The sequence below is a fragment of the Exiguobacterium sp. MH3 genome, from assembly GCF_000496635.1.
GTDB classification, from domain to species: domain Bacteria; phylum Bacillota; class Bacilli; order Exiguobacteriales; family Exiguobacteriaceae; genus Exiguobacterium_A; species Exiguobacterium_A indicum.
Genome location: NC_022794.1, coordinates 3,141,607 through 3,164,195 on the forward strand (window position 1 = coordinate 3,141,607; position 22,589 = coordinate 3,164,195).

14 protein-coding genes, 7 tRNA genes, 5 rRNA genes, 1 other RNA gene and 1 other annotated feature are annotated in these 22,589 nt (G+C 49.3%); of the genes, 24 read left to right on the plus strand and 3 right to left on the minus strand.

The window, feature by feature from the left end:
* Positions 1–118 precede the first annotated feature (118 nt).
* The 3 genes from U719_RS16230 (at position 119) to guaB (ending at position 4,812) form a co-directional block, all read left to right on the plus strand.
* Positions 119–3,032, plus strand: a 23S ribosomal RNA gene (locus tag U719_RS16230).
* Positions 3,033–3,078: 46 nt separating this feature from the next.
* A 5S ribosomal RNA gene (rrf, locus tag U719_RS16235) occupies positions 3,079–3,194 on the plus strand.
* 151 nt (positions 3,195–3,345) lie between these two features.
* On the plus strand, positions 3,346–4,812 hold the full coding sequence (gene guaB / locus U719_RS16240) for an IMP dehydrogenase (RefSeq protein ID WP_029343029.1): 1,467 nt from the start codon (positions 3,346–3,348) through the stop codon (positions 4,810–4,812).
* 42 nt (positions 4,813–4,854) lie between these two features.
* Here the strand turns inward: guaB and U719_RS16245 are convergent, their stop codons facing one another.
* Positions 4,855–6,303 (minus strand): PLP-dependent aminotransferase family protein, encoded by a 1,449-nt coding sequence (locus tag U719_RS16245; protein ID WP_369792081.1) that lies wholly within the window; start codon positions 6,301–6,303, stop codon positions 4,855–4,857.
* Between the two features lie 71 nt (positions 6,304–6,374).
* On the opposite strand from U719_RS16245, the gene pdxS reads away from it, so the two are divergent.
* The 8 genes from pdxS to U719_RS16285 all read left to right on the plus strand — a co-directional run bounded on the left by pdxS (position 6,375) and on the right by U719_RS16285 (position 11,770).
* Positions 6,375–7,262, plus strand: coding sequence for a pyridoxal 5'-phosphate synthase lyase subunit PdxS (gene pdxS, locus U719_RS16250; RefSeq protein ID WP_023469872.1), 888 nt, complete (start codon positions 6,375–6,377; stop codon positions 7,260–7,262).
* On the plus strand, positions 7,256–7,834 hold the full coding sequence (pdxT, locus tag U719_RS16255; protein WP_023469873.1) for a pyridoxal 5'-phosphate synthase glutaminase subunit PdxT: 579 nt from the start codon (positions 7,256–7,258) through the stop codon (positions 7,832–7,834). Before pdxS ends, pdxT begins: the two co-directional genes overlap by 7 nt.
* Before the next feature lie 127 nt (positions 7,835–7,961).
* Positions 7,962–9,161, plus strand: a complete 1,200-nt coding sequence (locus tag U719_RS16260; RefSeq protein ID WP_235147610.1) for a D-alanyl-D-alanine carboxypeptidase family protein — start codon at positions 7,962–7,964, stop codon at positions 9,159–9,161.
* Positions 9,162–9,173: 12 nt separating this feature from the next.
* Positions 9,174–9,381 (plus strand) — a binding site (T-box leader).
* Positions 9,382–9,442: 61 nt separating this feature from the next.
* Positions 9,443–10,720, plus strand: coding sequence for a serine--tRNA ligase (gene serS, locus U719_RS16265; RefSeq protein WP_023469875.1), 1,278 nt, complete (start codon positions 9,443–9,445; stop codon positions 10,718–10,720).
* A 136-nt stretch (positions 10,721–10,856) separates the two neighbouring features.
* Positions 10,857–10,947: transfer RNA gene (locus U719_RS16270), tRNA-Ser, on the plus strand.
* A gap of 40 nt (positions 10,948–10,987) precedes the next feature.
* Positions 10,988–11,078: transfer RNA gene (locus tag U719_RS16275), tRNA-Ser, on the plus strand.
* A gap of 35 nt (positions 11,079–11,113) precedes the next feature.
* A tRNA-Ser gene (locus tag U719_RS16280) sits at positions 11,114–11,203 on the plus strand.
* A gap of 102 nt (positions 11,204–11,305) precedes the next feature.
* Positions 11,306–11,770: a DinB family protein gene (locus tag U719_RS16285; protein ID WP_023469876.1), complete on the plus strand. Its 465-nt coding sequence runs from the start codon at positions 11,306–11,308 to the stop codon at positions 11,768–11,770.
* A 73-nt stretch (positions 11,771–11,843) separates the two neighbouring features.
* Here U719_RS16285 and U719_RS16290 read toward each other — a convergent pair whose 3' ends face one another.
* Together U719_RS16290 and U719_RS16295 are read right to left on the minus strand one after the other, a co-directional pair.
* Positions 11,844–12,521 carry a deoxynucleoside kinase gene (locus U719_RS16290; RefSeq protein ID WP_023469877.1) on the minus strand — a complete coding sequence of 226 codons (678 nt, stop codon included), beginning with the start codon at positions 12,519–12,521 and terminating at the stop codon, positions 11,844–11,846.
* Positions 12,518–13,147, minus strand: coding sequence for a deoxynucleoside kinase (locus U719_RS16295; protein WP_023469878.1), 630 nt, complete (start codon positions 13,145–13,147; stop codon positions 12,518–12,520). The genes U719_RS16290 and U719_RS16295 overlap by 4 nt, the downstream gene beginning before the upstream one ends.
* A gap of 108 nt (positions 13,148–13,255) precedes the next feature.
* On the opposite strand from U719_RS16295, the gene tadA reads away from it, so the two are divergent.
* From tadA to U719_RS16355, 13 genes are all read left to right on the plus strand, one after another.
* Positions 13,256–13,762, plus strand: a complete 507-nt coding sequence (gene tadA / locus U719_RS16300) for a tRNA adenosine(34) deaminase TadA (RefSeq protein ID WP_023469879.1) — start codon at positions 13,256–13,258, stop codon at positions 13,760–13,762.
* 48 nt (positions 13,763–13,810) lie between these two features.
* Positions 13,811–14,077: signal recognition particle sRNA large type (gene ffs, locus U719_RS16720), an RNA gene on the plus strand.
* A gap of 95 nt (positions 14,078–14,172) precedes the next feature.
* Positions 14,173–15,858, plus strand: coding sequence for a DNA polymerase III subunit gamma/tau (gene dnaX / locus U719_RS16305; protein WP_023469880.1), 1,686 nt, complete (start codon positions 14,173–14,175; stop codon positions 15,856–15,858).
* A gap of 18 nt (positions 15,859–15,876) precedes the next feature.
* Positions 15,877–16,197 (plus strand): YbaB/EbfC family nucleoid-associated protein, encoded by a 321-nt coding sequence (locus tag U719_RS16310; protein WP_023469881.1) that lies wholly within the window; start codon positions 15,877–15,879, stop codon positions 16,195–16,197.
* An 18-nt stretch (positions 16,198–16,215) separates the two neighbouring features.
* Positions 16,216–16,815, plus strand: a complete 600-nt coding sequence (gene recR / locus U719_RS16315; protein ID WP_023469882.1) for a recombination mediator RecR — start codon at positions 16,216–16,218, stop codon at positions 16,813–16,815.
* Positions 16,812–17,030 (plus strand): YaaL family protein, encoded by a 219-nt coding sequence (locus U719_RS16320; RefSeq protein ID WP_023469883.1) that lies wholly within the window; start codon positions 16,812–16,814, stop codon positions 17,028–17,030. The genes recR and U719_RS16320 overlap by 4 nt, the downstream gene beginning before the upstream one ends.
* A 333-nt stretch (positions 17,031–17,363) precedes the next feature.
* Positions 17,364–18,925: ribosomal RNA gene (locus U719_RS16325) — 16S ribosomal RNA — on the plus strand.
* A gap of 165 nt (positions 18,926–19,090) precedes the next feature.
* A 23S ribosomal RNA gene (locus U719_RS16330) occupies positions 19,091–22,004 on the plus strand.
* 47 nt (positions 22,005–22,051) lie between these two features.
* Positions 22,052–22,167, plus strand: a 5S ribosomal RNA gene (rrf, locus tag U719_RS16335).
* Together the 16S, 23S and 5S rRNA genes with 4 tRNA genes alongside form the textbook arrangement of a ribosomal RNA operon.
* Positions 22,168–22,247: 80 nt before the next feature.
* Positions 22,248–22,323, plus strand: a tRNA-Asp gene (locus tag U719_RS16340).
* Between the two features lie 10 nt (positions 22,324–22,333).
* Positions 22,334–22,409, plus strand: a tRNA-Phe gene (locus tag U719_RS16345).
* 8 nt (positions 22,410–22,417) lie between these two features.
* Positions 22,418–22,493: transfer RNA gene (locus U719_RS16350), tRNA-Thr, on the plus strand.
* Positions 22,494–22,504: 11 nt separating this feature from the next.
* A tRNA-His gene (locus tag U719_RS16355) sits at positions 22,505–22,580 on the plus strand.
* Positions 22,581–22,589 lie beyond the last annotated feature (9 nt).

Here is a 22,589-nt window from a genome sequence, read left to right on the forward strand (position 1 = left end):
AGCTCGTCTCTCAGTCTCGAAAGAGACACTCGCACCTTGAAAACTGAAGACATCAACAAGACATCAAACTTTTAATTAACCATGTCATTAGACGTGTGTTCTTAGAATACCAACGCTAGATCAAGGTATGAAGGGCGTACGGTGGATGCCTTGGCACTAGGAGCCGATGAAGGACGCGACGAACAGCGATATGCTTCGGGGAGCAGTAAGTATGCTTTGATCCGAAGATTTCCGAATGGGGGAACCCACCATCCGTAATGGGATGGGACATGTTACATGAATACATAGTGTAGCGTGAGGCAGACCCGGGGAACTGAAACATCTAAGTACCCGGAGGAAGAGAAAGCAAATGCGATTCCCTGAGTAGCGGCGAGCGAAACGGGAACAGCCCAAACCGAAGAGCATGCTCTTCGGGGTTGTAGGACACTCTACACGGAGTCAAAAAGGAAGACAGTAGGTGAAGGACCTGGAAAGGTCGGCCGAAGAAGGTGACAGCCCTGTAGCTGAAACTGTTTTCCCTCCAGAGTGGATCCTGAGTACGGCGGGACACGTGAAACCCCGTCGGAATCCGGGAGGACCATCTCCCAAGGCTAAATACTCCCTAGTGACCGATAGTGAACCAGTACCGTGAGGGAAAGGTGAAAAGCACCCCGGAAGGGGAGTGAAATAGATCCTGAAACCGTATGCCTACAAGTAGTCAGAGCCCGTTAACGGGTGATGGCGTGCCTTTTGTAGAATGAACCGGCGAGTTACGATAACGCGCGAGGTTAAGCCGATGAGGCGGAGCCGTAGCGAAAGCGAGTCTGAACAGGGCGTTCAGTGCGTTGTCGTAGACCCGAAACCAGGTGATCTACCCATGTCCAGGATGAAGGTCAGGTAACACTGACTGGAGGTCCGAACCCACGCACGTTGAAAAGTGCGGGGATGAGGTGTGGGTAGCGGTGAAATGCCAATCGAACCTGGAGATAGCTGGTTCTCCCCGAAATAGCTTTAGGGCTAGCCTCGAGGTTGAGAGTTCTGGAGGTAGAGCACTGATTGGACTAGGGGCCCCCACAGGGTTACCGAATTCAGTTAAACTCCGAATGCCAGCAACTTATACTCGGGAGTCAGACTGCGAGTGATAAGATCCGTAGTCAAGAGGGAAACAGCCCAGACCGCCAGCTAAGGTCCCAAAGTGTATGTTAAGTGGAAAAGGATGTGGCGCTGCCTAGACAGCTAGGATGTTGGCTTAGAAGCAGCCACCATTCAAAGAGTGCGTAATAGCTCACTAGTCGAGTGGCGCCGCGCCGAAAATGTAACGGGGCTAAACATACCACCGAAGCTGCGGATTCCGTAAGGAATGGTAGGGGAGCGTTCCAAACCGCTGTGAAGCTGTACCGGAAGGAGCAGTGGAGCGTTTGGAAGTGAGAATGCCGGTGTGAGTAGCGAAAAGAGGGGTGAGAATCCCCTCCGTCGAAAGCCCAAGGTTTCCTGAGGAAGGCTCGTCCGCTCAGGGTTAGTCTGGACCTAAGCCGAGGCCGAAAGGCGTAGGCGATGGATAACAGGTTGATATTCCTGTACCGCCGATCCACCGTTTGAACAATGGGGGGACGCAGGAGGATAGTGACGCATGCGGATGGAAGTGCATGTGCAAGTTTCAAGACCGTCTGATTGGCAAATCCGTCAGGCATCAAAGTCAAGGAACGATGCGGAGTCCCGTAGGGACGTAGGTCACGATTTCACACTGCCAAGAAAAGCCTCTAGTGAGGGGGAAGGCGCCAGTACCGTAAACCGACACAGGTAGGCGAGATGAGAATTCTAAGACGCGCGGGATAACTCTCGTTAAGGAACTCGGCAAAATGGTCCCGTAACTTCGGGAGAAGGGACGCTCTACATGAGTAGAGCCGCAGTGAATAGGCCCAAACGACTGTTTAGCAAAAACACAGGTCTCTGCTAAATCGCAAGATGACGTATAGGGGCTGACGCCTGCCCGGTGCTGGAAGGTTAAGGGGATGGGTTAGCGCAAGCGAAGCTTTGAACCGAAGCCCCAGTAAACGGCGGCCGTAACTATAACGGTCCTAAGGTAGCGAAATTCCTTGTCGGGTAAGTTCCGACCCGCACGAAAGGCGTAACGATTTGGGCACTGTCTCAACGAGAGACCCGGTGAAATCATAGTACCTGTGAAGATGCAGGTTACCCGCGACAGGACGGAAAGACCCCATGGAGCTTTACTACAGCCTGATATTGAGGCTTTGTGCATGATGTACAGGATAGGCGGGAGACGTCGAGCCCGGAGCGCCAGCTTCGGAGGAGTCACCCTTGGGATACCGCCCTTCATGCATAGAGTCTCTAACTCGCAGCCGTGATCCGGCTGGAGGACCGTGTCAGGCGGGTAGTTTGACTGGGGCGGTCGCCTCCTAAACAGTAACGGAGGCGCCCAAAGGTTCCCTCAGAATGGTTGGAAATCATTCGTAGAGCGCAAAGGCAGAAGGGAGCTTGACTGCGAGACCTACAAGTCGAGCAGGGACGAAAGTCGGGCTTAGTGATCCGGTGGTTCCGCATGGAAGGGCCATCGCTCAACGGATAAAAGCTACCCTGGGGATAACAGGCTGATCTCCCCCAAGAGTCCACATCGACGGGGAGGTTTGGCACCTCGATGTCGGCTCATCGCATCCTGGGGCTGGAGTAGGTCCCAAGGGTTGGGCTGTTCGCCCATTAAAGCGGTACGCGAGCTGGGTTCAGAACGTCGTGAGACAGTTCGGTCCCTATCCGTCGTGGGCGCAGGAAATTTGAGGAGAGCTGTCCTTAGTACGAGAGGACCGGGATGGACGCACCGCTGGTGTACCAGTTGTTCCGCCAGGAGCATCGCTGGGTAGCTACGTGCGGACGGGATAAATGCTGAAAGCATCTAAGCATGAAGCCCCCTCCAAGATGAGATTTCCCTTTGAGTAATCAAGAAAGACCCCTCAGAGACGATGAGGTAGATAGGTCACGGGTGGAAGCATGGCGACATGTGGAGCTGAGTGATACTAATCGGTCGAGGCCTTGTTCTAGCAGATGCTTGTTGATGACTTCAGTTTTGAGGGCGCGAGCCCGTCGTCTGGTGACGATAGCCAAGTGGTCACACCCGTTCCCATGCCGAACACGGAAGTTAAGCACTTGAACGCCGAAAGTAGTTGGGGGCTTCCCCCTGTGAGGATAGGACGTTGCCAGGCACTTGACCGATCTGCAGATTGCAGGTCGGTCTTTTTGTGTTATCTGAAACTTCAGACTGTTCTGATTATTGGTCGAGTCATTGACATGACACCCTCTGCTTGTTACCATAACATCAATATTCTTTTATAAAAGAGAAAGCGAGTGGATAACATGTGGGAGAACAAATTTGCTAAAGAGGGTTTGACGTTTGATGACGTCTTACTCGTACCCCGTCGTTCGAGTGTCTTGCCGCGCGACGTTGATTTATCTGTCACGCTATGTGAAGGGATCACACTTAATATTCCGTTGATCAGTGCTGGGATGGATACCGTCACAGAAGCACCGATGGCAATCGCAATGGCACGTCAAGGTGGTCTTGGTGTCATTCATAAGAATATGTCAATGGAAGAACAAGCAGAACATGTCGATCGCGTCAAACGTTCTGAAAATGGTGTCATCACGAATCCGTTCTATTTGACGCCAGAGCGTCAAGTCTACGATGCTGAGTATTTGATGAGTAAGTACCGCATCTCTGGTGTTCCAATCGTTAATAACGAAACAGAGCGTAAATTAGTAGGGATTTTGACGAACCGTGATCTTCGTTTCGTCAAGGATTACTCGACTGTCATTGAAACGGTGATGACGACAGAAGAACTCGTGACAGCAAAAGTTGGTACGTCCCTTGCTGAAGCAGAACAGATTCTCCACAAACATCGCATCGAAAAGTTACCACTCGTTGATGAGAACGGTGTATTAAAAGGGTTAATCACGACAAAGGATATCGAAAAAGTCGAACAGTATCCACATGCTGCGAAAGATCAGTTCGGACGTTTACTCGTCGCAGCAGCTGTCGGCGTAACGAAAGACGCTTCGACACGTGCAAAGTTCCTTGTCGATGCAGGTGTCGATGCACTCGTCGTCGATACGGCACACGGTCACTCAGAAGGTGTTCTTCTCAAAGTACGTGAACTTCGTGAAGAATATCCAAACTTACCAATCATTGCGGGTAACGTTGCGACGGCAGAAGCAACACGCGATTTAATTGAAGCCGGTGCATCCGTCATCAAAGTTGGTATCGGACCTGGTTCAATCTGTACGACACGTGTTGTCGCAGGCGTCGGTGTACCACAAATCACAGCCGTCTTCGATTGTGCGACAGAAGCACGGAAACATGGTGTCTCGATCATCGCTGACGGTGGCATCAAGTATTCTGGAGATATCGTAAAAGCACTTGCTGCTGGCGGTCACGCTGTCATGCTCGGAAGCTTACTTGCAGGAGTAGAAGAGAGCCCAGGTGAGATGGAAATCTACCAAGGACGTCAATTCAAAACGTACCGTGGTATGGGTTCTGAAGCATCCATGAAACGCGGTAGCCAAGATCGTTACTTCCAAGAAGCAGACAAGAAGTTCGTTCCAGAAGGAATCGAAGGACGTGTCGCTTACCGTGGTAAACTCGGCGATTCGGTGTACCAACTCGTTGGTGGTATTCGTTCAGGTATGGGATACTGTGGCGCTGCAACGTTAGAAGAATTGCGTGAAGAGACACAGTTCATCCGTATGACGGGCGCTGGTTTGCAAGAGAGCCACCCGCACGATATTCAAATTACAAAAGAAGCATCGAACTATACACGTCAATAAACAAAAGCCTCGTCTTTCTCTAGTAGAAAGGCGAGGCTTTTTTCATGATGATTTATGCAAATCCCACGCGTCCATCAACAATCGTAATCCTTCCATCAACTCTTGCTCAGAGAGACTCGCAAATCCAAGGACGATTTGAGGTGTACCAGAGAGAAGCGGTAACTGGGCATATTGAGAAAGACCATATACTTGGATGCCTTGTTGTTGTGCCCGCGTTACGAGCTCCGGCTCCGTCATCCCGTTCGCTACGGAAACGACGACATGGAGTCCCGCACTTTCGCCGGTCAATCGTAAGGCAGGAATCCGGCGAAGTGATTGGATTAAGACGTCGAGCTTGCGACGATAGACTTTACGCATCCGGTTGAGATGTCGTTCAAAGTCGCCCTCTTTCATGAAGCGCGTCAAGATCGTTTGATCGAAGCGCGAGACACTACAGGTATAGTGTGATAGTTCTGTTTGATACCGAGCGCGTAAGACTTCGGGTAAGACCATATAACCGATCCGTAGTGAAGGCATGAGTGATTTTGAGAAAGTACTCATGTAAATGACACGATTGCTGTCCATGTTGTGCAAAGACGGAATCGATTTACCGCTGTAGCGGAATTCGCTATCATAGTCGTCTTCGATGATAAAACGGGTCGGATCCATCGCCGCCCAGTTCAACAACTGATGTCTTCGGTTGACGGATAAGATGCTACCGGACGGAAATTGATGTGCCGGTGTGACATACATGACATCGACGTTTGATTCCTGTAAGTGATCAATCCGTAATCCATTCGCATCAACACGAATCGGTTCAATCATGCGTTCATGATTTTCAAGTAAGAGGCGTGTCGTATGATAACCGGGATCCTCGATACCGTACGTGACGTCGCGTCCCAGTAAGAAGAGGACGAGCGGCAACAATTGCTCGACACCTGAACCGACGACGATTTGTTCAGGAGAACAGACGACACCACGGGAATGATAGAGATAGGTCGCAATCTCTTCGCGTAGCGCTAGATCGCCTTGCGGATGACCGAGTGAGACAAGTGGGTGGTGATCGGTATCGATGATATCTTTGGCATACTTTCGCCAACGAGCGAACGGGAAAGAGATCCCTTCAATCTTACTTGGATGAAAATCATATGTGATGATTGGTTTTTCTTTAGTGACACGTGGTTCGATGACGGGTGAGGTTTTAACGTAAGCGAGTTCCTCATAGGCAAGAACGAAGTAACCTTTACGTGAGATGGATTCGACATATCCTTCTGCGACGAGTTGTTGATAAGCAAGCTCAATCGTCGTTTGACTTAAGTTCAAAAATTGACCGAGTTTTCGTTTAGATGGTAATTTCGTGCCGTATGCTAAACGACCGGCAATGATTTCATTTCGGATCTGTTGATAAAGTTGTTCATAAAGTGGTTTTTCCTGATTACGCGTGAGTTGAAATGATAGCATGTCCATCTCGTCTGACTCCTTCTTCGTAAACTGACCTGTTGAAATCATCATAAACTGATACTTTTAAAAGTGTCAACGTTCCGTATACTAAAGGAGTGAAAGTCAACCAAGGGGGAATGGATATGGAACGTCAACAAGGAACGGATCGTGTCAAACGTGGAATGGCTGAAATGCAAAAGGGTGGCGTCATCATGGATGTCGTCAATGCGGAACAAGCGAAGATTGCGGAAGCAGCAGGTGCTGTTGCAGTCATGGCACTTGAACGTGTCCCGTCTGATATTCGTCGTGACGGAGGCGTCGCACGAATGGCAGATCCATTGATTACGGAAGAAGTACTCGGAGCGGTCTCAATTCCCGTCATGGCAAAATGCCGGATTGGTCATATCGTCGAAGCACGTGTTCTCGAATCGATGGGGGTCGATTTCATTGATGAGAGTGAGGTCCTGACTCCGGCAGATGAACAATATCATTTACTGAAGTCAGAGTTCACTGTGCCGTTCGTCTGTGGCGCACGTGATCTTGGGGAAGCCGCTCGTCGCATCGCCGAAGGAGCCGCGATGATTCGGACGAAAGGCGAGCCTGGGACTGGGAACGTCGTCGAAGCTGTTCGCCATATGCGACAAATTCAAGCACAATTGAATCAGATTTTACATGTCAGTCCAGATGAATTGATGACATTTGCGAAAGAATGGGGTGCTCCGTACGAAGTATTACGTGATATTCGGACACAGGGACGTCTACCGGTCGTCAACTTTGCAGCCGGGGGAGTCGCGACACCAGCTGATGCCGCACTCATGATGCACCTAGGGGCAGATGGTGTCTTCGTCGGATCAGGGATCTTTAAATCAGAACATCCAGAACGTGTCGCTCGGGCGATTGTCGAGGCCGTTACGTACAAAGATGATTTTGAACGGATCGCGTCTTTATCCAAAGGACTCGGAACAGCAATGAAAGGAATCGATGTCACATCGATGCCGTTTGAGGAACGGATGGCGACACGCGGATGGTAATCGGTATTCTTGATGTTCAAGGTGCGGTCCGTGAACATCGACAGCAACTTGAAGGTCTTGGTGTCGATGTCGTTCTCGTCAAACAAGCGAGCGATCTCGAGAAACTGGATGGACTTGTCTTACCAGGAGGCGAATCGACCGCGATGCGTCGATTGATCGAACGCTATGAATTACTGGAACCGCTTCGGGAAAAAGCGGCGACGTTACCGATGTTCGGAACATGTGCCGGAATGATTCTACTCGCAACCGCTATCGAAGCAGGACAAAGCCATCTCAACGCGATTTCGATGACGGTCCGTCGGAATGCTTTCGGTCGACAAATTGATTCATTTGAAGGATTGCTACCGGTTGAAGGAATTGAGGAACCAATTGAGGCAGTGTTCATTCGAGCACCATTGATTCTGTCTGTCGGGGAAGGAACACGAGTGATTGCGAAAGTCGAAGAGCAGATCGTTGCTGTCGAGACATCGCTACACCTCGCGTGCTCGTTTCATCCTGAATTAACGGAAGATAATCGTTTACATCAGTATTTTTTACAAAAAATCAAACAGCGGCAATCCGTCCGTTCATAAAGCGTGGAAGCATCTGACAGTCTCTACTGTCGGATGCTTCTTTTGTGCTACACTATTCGTACAATGAATGATTAAGTGAGGGAGAGACACGATGAAGCGAATCTTGCTACTCTGCTTGAGTATACTGATGCTCACAAGTTTTCCTATGACGGGACAAGCAGCACCTTTGATTCAAGCAGAGTCTTACATATTGGCCGATGCGGTCACAGGGAAAATCCTCCTTCAATCGGAAGCGGATGTTTCTCTACCACCAGCTTCGATGACGAAGTTGATGACGCTTTACCTCGTCCGGCGACAAATCGAACTCAAAAAACTGACGTGGGATCAAAAAATCATACCAAGCAAGAAAGTCTTAAAACTAGCAAAAACGTCTGGTATCACTCGTGTACCAGTAAAACCCAAAACATATACGGTTCGCGAAATGTATAATGCGGCGTTCATTCAATCAGCTAATGATGCAGCGGTCATGCTAGCCGAAATCGTCGCTGGTTCAGAAGCGACGTTCGTTGAAAAGATGAATGAGACAGCAAAACAGTTCGGAATGAACGACACGGAGTATGCGAACGCGTCTGGACTTGATGCTGTCGATGCGACCCTTCCAGGAACGAATTTGATGACAGCGACCGATATCGCGTTACTTGTCATCCGTTATATCAAGGATTACCCGGATGTCCTCGATGTGACGAGCAAAGCACAGATGAAACTCGATGGAGAAGTCTTGAACAACTCGAATAAGATGCTAGCGAAGGAAAAATTCGCATATGCTGGCATGCGAGGAATGAAGACGGGAGTGACCGATTTAGCTGGTTACTGTTTTGTTAGTGTGACGACACGAGATAACATGACGCTTGTTACAGTCGTGATGCGAACGGATTCGGATCAAGCCCGTTTTCGGGAAACGAAAAAACTACTCGATTATGGCTTTGCGACGTTCGAACCACTAACGTATTACGGAAAAGGAGAACGGATTAAAGACGTTCTTCCGATTAAAGGGGCAACCGTCCGTAAGCTAGATGTCGTCACGGAGGGCTCATTGTATGTGACGGTATCGAAGCGAGCATCGACACGGGAACCACGGTTTGATTTCTCTAAAACGACGGCACCCGTCACAAAACAAGAAGTCGTCGGAACGGTGCAAGTCGCGGATGACGGTATATATCTACCTGGTTTTGAAACACCACGTGTGAATTTGTATAGTGCAACTGCCGTTCAACTCGCAAGTGTACCGACGCGTCTCGTCCGCGCTTGGACGGCTTGGTCGAAGCGAATTGAGCAAGCGATTCAACAATCGGCTCTTGTCAACCTCCAAGGCGATGGTGTAAAGTAAAGCTAATCTCATAAAGATGCTATGAACGGACCAAGTAGATATATCGATACTGTTAAGAGAGCTAGTGGGTGGTGTGAACTAGTCAGATCGATGGATTGAATCGAGCCGGATCGCACACCTTGCGAACAAGGTGCGGGTACGCCCGTTATCGCGTCTTAAGTTGGCTAGATGTGTCTAGCAATGAGGGTGGCAACGCGGATCCAGGTGATTCGTCCCTTTTCGGTAGGAATACCGGAAAGAGACGAGTCGCCTTTTTTTATGACATAAAGGAGGAATTACAGATGATTGATATTAAACGATTACGCCAAGATTTTGACGCCATTCAAGAGAAGTTAGCGCACCGAGGAGAGGACTTGACGGACATGAACCGTTTCCTCGCACTTGATGAGAAACGTCGAGAATTAATTGCGCGGACAGAAGTATTGAAAGCAGAACGAAATGAAGCAACGAAAAAAATCGCTGAACTGAAACGTAATAAGGAAAATGCAGATGAAGCGATCGCTGCGATGCGAAGTGTCGGAGACGAAATCAAGACGCTTGACGACGAGTTACGTGAAGTCGAAGCGACATTGAACCAGCTGCTCCTTGGTATCCCGAACATTCCACATGACAGCGTACCAGTCGGTTCTTCTGAGGACGATAACGTCGTCGTGCGTGAAGTCGGGGACAAACCAGCGTTTGATTTCGAAGCAGTTCCACACTGGGATTTGATGGAGCAATTAAAAATCGTCGACGTCGAGCGTGCCGGAAAAGTCACAGGTAGCCGTTTCGTCTTTTACCGCGGAGCGGGTGCGCGTCTTGAGCGGGCATTGATTAACTTCATGATGGATCTTCACCAAGATCAGCACGGCTACACAGAAATCTTACCACCACTTATGGTCAACCGTGACTCTATGACAGGAACAGGACAATTGCCGAAGTTCGAAGAGGATGCATTTAAAGTCGAAGAAACGAACTACTTCCTCGTACCGACAGCAGAAGTTCCGGTGACGAACATGCACCGTGAAGAAATCCTAACAGCTGATCAGTTACCGATTGGTTATGCAGCGTACAGCCAATGTTTCCGTTCAGAAGCAGGTTCTGCCGGACGCGATACACGTGGATTGATTCGCCAGCACCAATTCAATAAAGTTGAGCTCGTTCGTTTCGTCAAGCCAGAAGAGTCTTACGAACAACTCGAATTGTTAACGGGACAAGCGGAAACAGTCTTGAAAAAGCTGAAGCTGCCGTATCAAGTATTGAGCATGTGTACAGCTGATCTCGGGTTCACGGCTGCGAAGAAATACGACATCGAAGTCTGGATGCCAAGCCAAGGCGTCTACCGTGAAATCTCTTCTTGTTCAAACTTTGAAGATTTCCAAGCACGCCGGGCGCAGATTCGTTTCCGCCGCGAAGCGAACGCAAAACCAGAATTCGTTCACACGTTAAACGGTTCTGCCCTTGCAGTTGGTCGGACAGTAGCTGCGATCTTAGAGAACTACCAGCAAGCGGATGGATCAGTTGTTATTCCAGAAGTACTTCGCCCATACATGGGTGGTCTTGAAGTGATTCAAGCTTAAGTCAGAAGGGGGAGTATTCCCCCTTTTTGTATTTTAAAAAGTTTTTTTAGAAAAGGTCTTTACACGTTAAAAGGCAGATGCTATCATAATTAATGTCAGGAAAACAACCGAATCATAACATTGTTACGAGAAGTACGGAGGCGTACTCAAGTGGTTTAAGAGAACGGTCTTGAAAACCGTCAGGCGGCGAAAGCCGTGCGTGGGTTCGAATCCCACCGCCTCCTCCATTTTTATTTTTTTGACAACGACATGCACGTTTTATAGCTTGGAGGCGTACTCAAGTGGTTTAAGAGAACGGTCTTGAAAACCGTCAGGCGGCGAAAGCCGTGCGTGGGTTCGAATCCCACCGCCTCCTCCACTTCTTTTTTTTTACCCAAAAATAACAATAATCATGGAGTCGTACCCAAGTCCGGCTGAAGGGGACGGACTCGAAATCCGTTAGGGGTCGCAAGGCTCGCGTGGGTTCGAATCCCACCGACTCCGCTTTTTATGAAGCATCTCAATTCTGAGGTGCTTTTTTGTTGCATCGATTTCTTCGTGCGTGCTATGGTTGCCTACGTGAAAAACGAAGAAGAGGTGGACGAAATGAACGAACAAACAAAAGAATCGTTGCTTTCGCATTATGCGATGACGATGACATATGTAAAAGACTTGGAACAGATTTCAGAAGAGGCATGGCGAACATCGTATGCAGAAGGTAAATGGACGATTGCTGAGATCATCGGTCACTTATCACCATGGGATCGCTTCATGGTCGCAGAGCGCATCCCGTACTTGCTCGCGGGGGAACCATTCCGTGTCGCACCAGATAGCCAAGCGGTCAATGAGGAAGCAGCGAAGATGAGCCGTGAGCAGCAACGGATCTTGACGATTGATGAGTTTTTAGTCAGCCGTGACTTGTTGCGCCGTGCAGTCGAATTGATTCCGGAAGAACGCCTGCAGGACAAGGTCGTCATTAAAGACAAAGAACTGACAATCGGTCAGTTCCTCGGAGCAATGGCTCAACATGATCTACACCATATGGAACAAATCAATCAAGTGATTGGTTAATGCGAGGGAGATGCGACACGCGTCTCCTTTTTTTGCGCAAAAAAAGATCCGCCTAAGAGGCAGATCTAATCAGTTAGCGTGTATTGGCAATACGAGCGACTTCAAGCTGTTTTTCGATCTTCGCGAGAATCCGGTCAATGGATTCTGGCTCGTTCAGTAAATCGTATTCGTCGATCGACAAACGAAGTACCGGGCAGATCGTGAAGTTATTGATCCAGTTCGTATAGCGCTCATACATCTCTTCCCAATATTCGATGGGTGTCTGCTGCTCCATCTCACGTCCGCGAAGACGAATTCGTTCAAGCACTTGTTCGAACGAACCTTCAAGATAGATCAAAAGATCCGGATGTGGGAAGAACGGTGTCATGACCATTGCGTCAAACAAACTTGAATATGTTTCATAGTCCGTTGGAGACATCGTTCCTTTTTCAAAATGCATCTTAGCAAAGATCCCTGTATCTTCATAGATTGAACGATCTTGGATGAAACCACCACCGTATTGGAAAATCCGCTTTTGCTCCTTGAAGCGTTCAGCGAGGAAATAGATTTGGAGGTGGAAACTCCAACGCTCGAAATCATGATAGAATTTATCCAAGTAAGGGTTCGTATCGACTTTTTCGAGTGACGTCCGGAAACCAAGGGCATCGGCTAATCCGTTTGTGATCGTTGATTTCCCGATCCCGACCATACCGCCGATCGTAATGACGGCATCTGCCGGGATGTTGTATTTTTCACGTAGCTTCAAGTTCATGCGTGGTTCGCTCCTTCATATAATTCGTTCCGGATCGTCGTCAAGACGTACTCGAGATCTTCTGGTCGCTTGACGAAGTCGAGAGCATCTCCGTCGAAACGGATGATTTTGACTTCCGGATGTTTGACTTGGTATTCCGTGACGAATGTCTCGTAATCCTCGGCTAATTGTTCGAGATAGGCACGTGACATATTTTCTTCGATTTCTCGTCCGCGCAGCGCAACACGTTTCATCAAGGTGTCGATACTTGCGTTCAAGTAGATGACAGCATCTGGTTTTGGCATGTCCGTCGTCAGGATCGAATAGATTTGTTCATACTTCTCAAGATGCTCTACCTTTAGAGAGCGGTGTGCAAAAATCAAGTTCTTAAAGATATGGTAATCAGCAACGACAGAGCGTTGTTTACTGAGGTAATGACGTTCGATATCATCGAGTTGTTTGAAGCGATTGCACAAGAAGAACATTTCCGTCTGGAAGCTCCATTCTTCGATATCTTCATAGAACTTTCCAAGAAAGGGATTTTCTTCGACGATTTCGCGTAACATAGAAAAAGAGAAATGGTGACTGATGGCGTTCGCAAGTGATGTTTTGCCTACACCAATCGGTCCTTCAACCGTTATGAACATATACAATGACCCTCCGTTCAGCAAAGTGCAATTTATATTTTAGCACAAAGAAGTACGACTTGCTGAAGTTTCAAAAGGAGAATTTTTTTAGAGTGAGGAGTATCGTCAATGGAACGACAGGAACACTATATGCGCCTTGCAATTGAAGAGGCGAAAAAGGCAGAAGCAATCGGTGAAGTTCCGATCGGATGTGTCATCGTCAAAGGCGATGAAGTCATCGCGACGGGGTACAATCACCGGGAAACGGATCAACAGGCGACGGCACATGCGGAGTTGATCGCAATCGAGGAGGCTTGCCGAAAGCTCGGGAACTGGCGACTTGAAGGGTGCGAGTTATACGTGACACTCGAACCGTGTCCGATGTGTGCGGGAGCCATCATGCTGTCGCGAATTGAACATGTCATCTTTGGTGCCGTTGATCCGAAGGGTGGGTGCTGCGGAACGCTGATGAACCTAGTGCAAGACGATCGGTTCAATCATGTCTCAGAGTTGACGAGCGGTATATTAGAAAAAGAGTGTGGTGAGATGCTAACGACGTTCTTTCGGGAACTGCGCGCGAAAAAGAAAGCGCGAAAGCGGGCAATGGGTTGCATCGCACCAGATGAAACAGTATAATGAAAAAGCACTGAAACAAGGTGCCACTAAAAATCGATAAACCATTTGCCGTGCTAGGTGGGGATGTAGCGGTTCCCTGTCACTCGCAATCCGCTATAGCGAGACTGAATTCCATGTCGAGGGATATGATTGGTGTGGTCTGCCTCACGTAAGTAGCGTTGACGTTTGAGTCCTACGCAACAGATACCCATGAACCAGGTCAGGTCCGGAAGGAAGCAGCCTTAAGTGGTGCTCTCTGTGTGTTGTAGGGGTGCTTGGACTGAGCAGGCTGCGTGAGTAACGCATGTTGAACATATTTCAGAATATGGTGCGCGGCAGTTTAATTTTTAAAGACAAGTCTACAGCCGGTTTCGGTTGTAGACTTTTTTAGGTAAAATAGAATGAGGAACTTAAAAAGAGGAGGCGCAAACTTGGCCTATCAAGCACTATACCGCGTGTATCGTCCGCAACGATTCGACGAAGTCGTTGGACAAGCGCATATCACCCGTACGATCCAAAATGCATTGATGGAGGGACGGATGTCCCACGCCTATCTATTTTCGGGTCCTCGTGGAACAGGAAAGACGAGTCTTGCCAAAATCATCGCTAAAGCGATCAACTGTGAGCATGCACCGGTCAAAGAACCGTGTAATACGTGCCCGACGTGTCTTGCGATCACAGAAGGATCAAGCCCGGACGTCTTCGAAATCGATGCCGCTTCCAATAACGGCGTAGATGAGATTCGGGAAATCCGGGATAAAGTCAAATATCCCCCTTCAGAAGCAGCCTATAAAGTCTATATCATTGATGAAGTGCATATGTTGTCGACAGGTGCCTTTAATGCCTTGCTCAAAACACTAGAAGAACCACCGGCACACGCCATCTTCATCTTAGCAACGACTGAACCACATAAAATTCCGGCGACGATCATCTCGCGTTGCCAACGTTTCGATGTGAAGCGGCATGAAGTCGATCAACTCGTAGAGCGGATGCAATATATCTTAAAAGACCAATCGATCGAGTATTCGGATACGGCATTACGATTGATCGCCCGAGCGGCGGATGGTGGTATGCGTGATGCGCTGAGTCTACTCGACCAAGCGGTTGCTTTTTCGAATGGTGATCTAAATGATGCGGCTGTTCTTGAAGTAACAGGAGCAGTAGAAGATGAAGCATTACTGAACATTGCCCGTGCCTTACATGAACATCAAGTCGATCAGTTGTTACAGACGCTTGAAACGATGCAACGAGCGGGGAAAGATCTAAAACGTTTCGTGGAGGATCTCGTTTTCTTTTACCGGGACACGTTGTTATTGAAAGCTTCGCCTACAGCTGTCGATTTGCTAGAGCGTGCGCGCCCGACGGATGAGTTCAAACAATTCGTTGAATCGATTGAAGCGGAGACGTGCTTTACGATCATTGATCAGTTACATGACTGCCAACAACAGATGCGGTTGACGAATCATCCGCGAGTCCTCGTTGAGATTGCCTTCATTCAAATTGCGGAACAAGGGAGAACAACGGGACAGATCGTCCAATCGTTGCAACAGGAAGTCCGCGAAATGAAGGAACAGATGCACCAGTGGAAGTCAAATGGTGTTCCAGCACAAGAAGCGGCTGCACCACAAGCGCAACCGAAGCGAAAACAAGGACGACCAACCGTTCGAATCGCCAAAGAGCGGATTCGCCAAATGCTAGAGCGAGCAGAGAAAGCGCAATTGCGCGAGATTCAAGAACGCTGGGATCACATCTTAAAATGGATTTTAAAAGAAGATGGTCCCATCTACTCGTTACTCCATGAAAGTAAACCGGTTCTTTGTTCAGCGGATACGTTGCTGATTGAATTCGATGACGGTAAAGGATGGCACTTTGAGCAGGTCATGACGAATGAACGAACACGTTTCGTGATTGAAGAAGCGCTGTATGAAGTATGCGGCGTCAAACGCGAAATTTTAGCGATTCTCTCAAAGGATTGGCATGAACTGAAGGCAGAGTTTGTTGCTAAGCGAAATAGTAGTAGTATAGAAGAGAAGGAAACAAAACAAGAATCGGAGAGCGATCAGTTATTGTCCGAGACGCTTGGTCGTTTTGGTGATATCGTAGAGTTCGAAGATTAAATTCGAGGAGGAATACAGATGCGCGGAATGGGAAACATGAACAATATGATGAAGCAGATGCAGAAGATGCAAAAGGATATGGCGAAAGCACAAGAAGAACTAAAAGACTTAACAGTGACAGGTACAGCAGGCGGAGAAATGGTCTCAGTCGTCGCTGATGGTCATAAAAATATCGTAGATGTCATCATTAAAGAAGAAGTCGTTGATCCAGATGATGTTGAAATGATTCAAGATCTCGTCTTAGCTGCAACAAACGATGCTTTGAAGAAGGTCGATGAACTCGTAGCAAGTAAAATGGGGAAATTCACACAAGGTATGAATCTGCCGGGAATGTTTTAATTCGTAGGAGGAAACCACTTGCAATATCCTGAAGCGATTAGTCGTTTGATCGAAAGTTTTACGAAACTGCCGGGGATTGGTCCGAAGACAGCAGTTCGTCTAGCGTTTCATGTCCTTGATATGGAAGAGGACGATGTCTTGATGTTCGGAAAGGCATTGGTCAGCGCGAAGCGCGACATTGCCTACTGTAGTGTCTGCGGGAATATCACGGATCAAGATCCTTGTTATGTATGTACAGATAAACACCGAAACCGTACGATTGTCTGTGTCGTCCAAGATTCAAGGGATGTCATTGCAATGGAAAAGATGCGAGATTACCAAGGGTTGTATCATGTCTTGCATGGAGCAATCAGTCCAATGGAAGGAATCGGTCCAGAGGATATCAATGTATCTAGCCTACTGACACGTCTTCAAGCGGACGAAGCGATTACGGAAGTCATCTTAGCAACTAATCCGAATATCGAAGGAGAAGCGACAGCGATGTATCTATCGCGTCTCTTAAAACCGACGGGTATTCGGATCACTCGAATTGCCCATGGTCTTCCGGTTGGCGGAGATCTTGAATACGCAGATGAAGTGACGTTATCTCGTGCAATGGAGGGACGTCGCGAACTATGAGTTGGTTTCGAAAGAAGATTCGCAGTGAGTACGACCAGCGTTTGTTAGAAGAATTAGCAAAAGCAAAAGAAGATTATTTGATGAAGCGTCATCTCTTAGAAATCAGCTATGATGACTATGGTGATTTAGAAGCACAAATGAAGTTAGCGGAATCACTGTATTTCTTCTATATAAGCGAAGCAAAAAGAAGACGCGTCTCATTGATGATGAAGTAAACCGCAGCCATTCTTGTCTGCGGTTTTTACATGCTCTAAAAAAACTATAAGTTATTTTAATAAAGTAGTTGCACATGTCTAATTATCGTGATATATTAATTCATGTCCTTAAGAGGACGAGCGCTTACGGCAAACAAGTAAAAAACAATTTTAAAAAAGTTGTTGACTTCTTGTTTCAAACTTGGTATTCTAATTGAGTCGCCAAAACAGGCGCGGACGAACTTTGAAAACTGAACGATGAGGCAAAAATCGTATTCTACGGAATACAAAAAACGAATGAAGCGCAAGCTTCGTCAATCGTGACTTCGGTCACACAACGAGCAAGTCAAACACTTCATGGAGAGTTTGATCCTGGCTCAGGACGAACGCTGGCGGCGTGCCTAATACATGCAAGTCGAGCGCAGGAAACTGACGGAACTCTTCGGAGGGAAGGCAGTGGAATGAGCGGCGGACGGGTGAGTAACACGTAAGGAACCTGCCTCAAGGATTGGGATAACTCCGAGAAATCGGAGCTAATACCGGATAGTTCATCGGACCGCATGGTCCGTTGATGAAAGGCGCTTCGGCGTCACCTTGAGATGGCCTTGCGGTGCATTAGCTAGTTGGTGGGGTAATGGCCCACCAAGGCGACGATGCATAGCCGACCTGAGAGGGTGATCGGCCACACTGGGACTGAGACACGGCCCAGACTCCTACGGGAGGCAGCAGTAGGGAATCTTCCACAATGGACGAAAGTCTGATGGAGCAACGCCGCGTGAGTGATGAAGGTTTTCGGATCGTAAAACTCTGTTGTAAGGGAAGAACACGTACGAGAGGGAATGCTCGTACCTTGACGGTACCTTACGAGAAAGCCACGGCTAACTACGTGCCAGCAGCCGCGGTAATACGTAGGTGGCAAGCGTTGTCCGGAATTATTGGGCGTAAAGCGCGCGCAGGCGGCCTTTTAAGTCTGATGTGAAAGCCCCCGGCTCAACCGGGGAGGGCCATTGGAAACTGGAAGGCTTGAGTACAGAAGAGAAGAGTGGAATTCCACGTGTAGCGGTGAAATGCGTAGAGATGTGGAGGAACACCAGTGGCGAAGGCGACTCTTTGGTCTGTAACTGACGCTGAGGCGCGAAAGCGTGGGGAGCAAACAGGATTAGATACCCTGGTAGTCCACGCCGTAAACGATGAGTGCTAGGTGTTGGGGGGTTTCCGCCCCTCAGTGCTGAAGCTAACGCATTAAGCACTCCGCCTGGGGAGTACGGCCGCAAGGCTGAAACTCAAAGGAATTGACGGGGACCCGCACAAGCGGTGGAGCATGTGGTTTAATTCGAAGCAACGCGAAGAACCTTACCAACTCTTGACATCCCATTGACCGCTTGAGAGATCAAGTTTTCCCTTCGGGGACAATGGTGACAGGTGGTGCATGGTTGTCGTCAGCTCGTGTCGTGAGATGTTGGGTTAAGTCCCGCAACGAGCGCAACCCCTATCCTTAGTTGCCAGCATTCAGTTGGGCACTCTAGGGAGACTGCCGGTGACAAACCGGAGGAAGGTGGGGATGACGTCAAATCATCATGCCCCTTATGAGTTGGGCTACACACGTGCTACAATGGACGGTACAAAGGGCAGCGAGACCGCGAGGTGGAGCCAATCCCATAAAGCCGTTCCCAGTTCGGATTGCAGGCTGCAACTCGCCTGCATGAAGTCGGAATCGCTAGTAATCGCAGGTCAGCATACTGCGGTGAATACGTTCCCGGGTCTTGTACACACCGCCCGTCACACCACGAGAGTTTGCAACACCCGAAGCCGGTGAGGTAACCGCAAGGAGCCAGCCGTCGAAGGTGGGGTAGATGATTGGGGTGAAGTCGTAACAAGGTAGCCGTATCGGAAGGTGCGGCTGGATCACCTCCTTTCTAAGGAAAACGTCCCTTACGGGACATGCCCATCGTTCAGTTTTGAGAGCTCGTCTCTCAGTCTCGAAAGAGACACTCGCACCTTGAAAACTGAAGACATCAACAAGACATCAAACTTTTAATTAACCATGTCATTAGACGTGTGTTCTTAGAATACCAACGCTAGATCAAGGTATGAAGGGCGTACGGTGGATGCCTTGGCACTAGGAGCCGATGAAGGACGCGACGAACAGCGATATGCTTCGGGGAGCAGTAAGTATGCTTTGATCCGAAGATTTCCGAATGGGGGAACCCACCATCCGTAATGGGATGGGACATGTTACATGAATACATAGTGTAGCGTGAGGCAGACCCGGGGAACTGAAACATCTAAGTACCCGGAGGAAGAGAAAGCAAATGCGATTCCCTGAGTAGCGGCGAGCGAAACGGGAACAGCCCAAACCGAAGAGCATGCTCTTCGGGGTTGTAGGACACTCTACACGGAGTCAAAAAGGAAGACAGTAGGTGAAGGACCTGGAAAGGTCGGCCGAAGAAGGTGACAGCCCTGTAGCTGAAACTGTTTTCCCTCCAGAGTGGATCCTGAGTACGGCGGGACACGTGAAACCCCGTCGGAATCCGGGAGGACCATCTCCCAAGGCTAAATACTCCCTAGTGACCGATAGTGAACCAGTACCGTGAGGGAAAGGTGAAAAGCACCCCGGAAGGGGAGTGAAATAGATCCTGAAACCGTATGCCTACAAGTAGTCAGAGCCCGTTAACGGGTGATGGCGTGCCTTTTGTAGAATGAACCGGCGAGTTACGATAACGCGCGAGGTTAAGCCGATGAGGCGGAGCCGTAGCGAAAGCGAGTCTGAACAGGGCGTTCAGTGCGTTGTCGTAGACCCGAAACCAGGTGATCTACCCATGTCCAGGATGAAGGTCAGGTAACACTGACTGGAGGTCCGAACCCACGCACGTTGAAAAGTGCGGGGATGAGGTGTGGGTAGCGGTGAAATGCCAATCGAACCTGGAGATAGCTGGTTCTCCCCGAAATAGCTTTAGGGCTAGCCTCGAGGTTGAGAGTTCTGGAGGTAGAGCACTGATTGGACTAGGGGCCCCCACAGGGTTACCGAATTCAGTTAAACTCCGAATGCCAGCAACTTATACTCGGGAGTCAGACTGCGAGTGATAAGATCCGTAGTCAAGAGGGAAACAGCCCAGACCGCCAGCTAAGGTCCCAAAGTGTATGTTAAGTGGAAAAGGATGTGGCGCTGCCTAGACAGCTAGGATGTTGGCTTAGAAGCAGCCACCATTCAAAGAGTGCGTAATAGCTCACTAGTCGAGTGGCGCCGCGCCGAAAATGTAACGGGGCTAAACATACCACCGAAGCTGCGGATTCCGTAAGGAATGGTAGGGGAGCGTTCCAAACCGCTGTGAAGCTGTACCGGAAGGAGCAGTGGAGCGTTTGGAAGTGAGAATGCCGGTGTGAGTAGCGAAAAGAGGGGTGAGAATCCCCTCCGTCGAAAGCCCAAGGTTTCCTGAGGAAGGCTCGTCCGCTCAGGGTTAGTCTGGACCTAAGCCGAGGCCGAAAGGCGTAGGCGATGGATAACAGGTTGATATTCCTGTACCGCCGATCCACCGTTTGAACAATGGGGGGACGCAGGAGGATAGTGACGCATGCGGATGGAAGTGCATGTGCAAGTTTCAAGACCGTCTGATTGGCAAATCCGTCAGGCATCAAAGTCAAGGAACGATGCGGAGTCCCGTAGGGACGTAGGTCACGATTTCACACTGCCAAGAAAAGCCTCTAGTGAGGGGGAAGGCGCCAGTACCGTAAACCGACACAGGTAGGCGAGATGAGAATTCTAAGACGCGCGGGATAACTCTCGTTAAGGAACTCGGCAAAATGGTCCCGTAACTTCGGGAGAAGGGACGCTCTACATGAGTAGAGCCGCAGTGAATAGGCCCAAACGACTGTTTAGCAAAAACACAGGTCTCTGCTAAATCGCAAGATGACGTATAGGGGCTGACGCCTGCCCGGTGCTGGAAGGTTAAGGGGATGGGTTAGCGCAAGCGAAGCTTTGAACCGAAGCCCCAGTAAACGGCGGCCGTAACTATAACGGTCCTAAGGTAGCGAAATTCCTTGTCGGGTAAGTTCCGACCCGCACGAAAGGCGTAACGATTTGGGCACTGTCTCAACGAGAGACCCGGTGAAATCATAGTACCTGTGAAGATGCAGGTTACCCGCGACAGGACGGAAAGACCCCATGGAGCTTTACTACAGCCTGATATTGAGGCTTTGTGCATGATGTACAGGATAGGCGGGAGACGTCGAGCCCGGAGCGCCAGCTTCGGAGGAGTCACCCTTGGGATACCGCCCTTCATGCATAGAGTCTCTAACTCGCAGCCGTGATCCGGCTGGAGGACCGTGTCAGGCGGGTAGTTTGACTGGGGCGGTCGCCTCCTAAACAGTAACGGAGGCGCCCAAAGGTTCCCTCAGAATGGTTGGAAATCATTCGTAGAGCGCAAAGGCAGAAGGGAGCTTGACTGCGAGACCTACAAGTCGAGCAGGGACGAAAGTCGGGCTTAGTGATCCGGTGGTTCCGCATGGAAGGGCCATCGCTCAACGGATAAAAGCTACCCTGGGGATAACAGGCTGATCTCCCCCAAGAGTCCACATCGACGGGGAGGTTTGGCACCTCGATGTCGGCTCATCGCATCCTGGGGCTGGAGTAGGTCCCAAGGGTTGGGCTGTTCGCCCATTAAAGCGGTACGCGAGCTGGGTTCAGAACGTCGTGAGACAGTTCGGTCCCTATCCGTCGTGGGCGCAGGAAATTTGAGGAGAGCTGTCCTTAGTACGAGAGGACCGGGATGGACGCACCGCTGGTGTACCAGTTGTTCCGCCAGGAGCATCGCTGGGTAGCTACGTGCGGACGGGATAAATGCTGAAAGCATCTAAGCATGAAGCCCCCTCCAAGATGAGATTTCCCTTTGAGTAATCAAGAAAGACCCCTCAGAGACGATGAGGTAGATAGGTCACGGGTGGAAGCATGGCGACATGTGGAGCTGAGTGATACTAATCGGTCGAGGCCTTGTTCTAGCAGATGCTTGTTGATGACTTCAGTTTTGAGGGCGCGAGCCCGATCGTCTGGTGACGATAGCCAAGTGGTCACACCCGTTCCCATGCCGAACACGGAAGTTAAGCACTTGAACGCCGAAAGTAGTTGGGGGCTTCCCCCTGTGAGGATAGGACGTTGCCAGGCTTTTGTTTTTTTAATAAAACAATTGACAGACTTACATAGATGTTTTATCATTATAGAAGTCGTCACCTTATACTTAAAACGGTCCTGTGGTGTAGCGGTTAACATGCCTGCCTGTCACGCAGGAGATCGCGGGTTCGAATCCCGTCAGGACCGCCATTTTAATATCGGCTTTGTAGCTCAGTTGGTAGAGCAAAGGACTGAAAATCCTTGTGTCGGCGGTTCGATTCCGTCCAAAGCCACCATTTCTTTTGCCGGTGTAGCTCAGCTGGTAGAGCAACTGACTTGTAATCAGTAGGTCGCGGGTTCGACTCCTGTTGCCGGCACCATTTTTATTTTGGCGATTGTGGCGAAGTGGTTAACGCACCGGATTGTGATTCCGGCATTCGTGGGTTCAATTCCCATCAGTCGCCCCATTTTTTAAC

Bases quoted from the DNA above. Each gene is read 5' to 3' on its own strand.
- U719_RS16290 (WP_023469877.1), bottom strand. From the start codon at position 12,521: ATGAACTTGAAGCTACGTGAAAAATACAACATCCCGGCAGATGCCGTC.
- U719_RS16295 (WP_023469878.1), bottom strand. From the start codon at position 13,147: ATGTTCATAACGGTTGAAGGACCGATTGGTGTAGGCAAAACATCACTT.
- serS (WP_023469875.1), top strand. From the start codon at position 9,443: ATGATTGATATTAAACGATTACGCCAAGATTTTGACGCCATTCAAGAG.
- U719_RS16260 (WP_235147610.1), top strand. From the start codon at position 7,962: ATGCTCACAAGTTTTCCTATGACGGGACAAGCAGCACCTTTGATTCAA.
- tadA (WP_023469879.1), top strand. From the start codon at position 13,256: ATGGAACGACAGGAACACTATATGCGCCTTGCAATTGAAGAGGCGAAA.
- U719_RS16320 (WP_023469883.1), top strand. From the start codon at position 16,812: ATGAGTTGGTTTCGAAAGAAGATTCGCAGTGAGTACGACCAGCGTTTG.
- guaB (WP_029343029.1), top strand. From the start codon at position 3,346: ATGTGGGAGAACAAATTTGCTAAAGAGGGTTTGACGTTTGATGACGTC.
- U719_RS16285 (WP_023469876.1), top strand. From the start codon at position 11,306: ATGAACGAACAAACAAAAGAATCGTTGCTTTCGCATTATGCGATGACG.
- pdxT (WP_023469873.1), top strand. From the start codon at position 7,256: ATGGTAATCGGTATTCTTGATGTTCAAGGTGCGGTCCGTGAACATCGA.
- U719_RS16245 (WP_369792081.1), bottom strand. From the start codon at position 6,303: ATGATGATTTCAACAGGTCAGTTTACGAAGAAGGAGTCAGACGAGATG.
- pdxS (WP_023469872.1), top strand. From the start codon at position 6,375: ATGGAACGTCAACAAGGAACGGATCGTGTCAAACGTGGAATGGCTGAA.
- U719_RS16310 (WP_023469881.1), top strand. From the start codon at position 15,877: ATGCGCGGAATGGGAAACATGAACAATATGATGAAGCAGATGCAGAAG.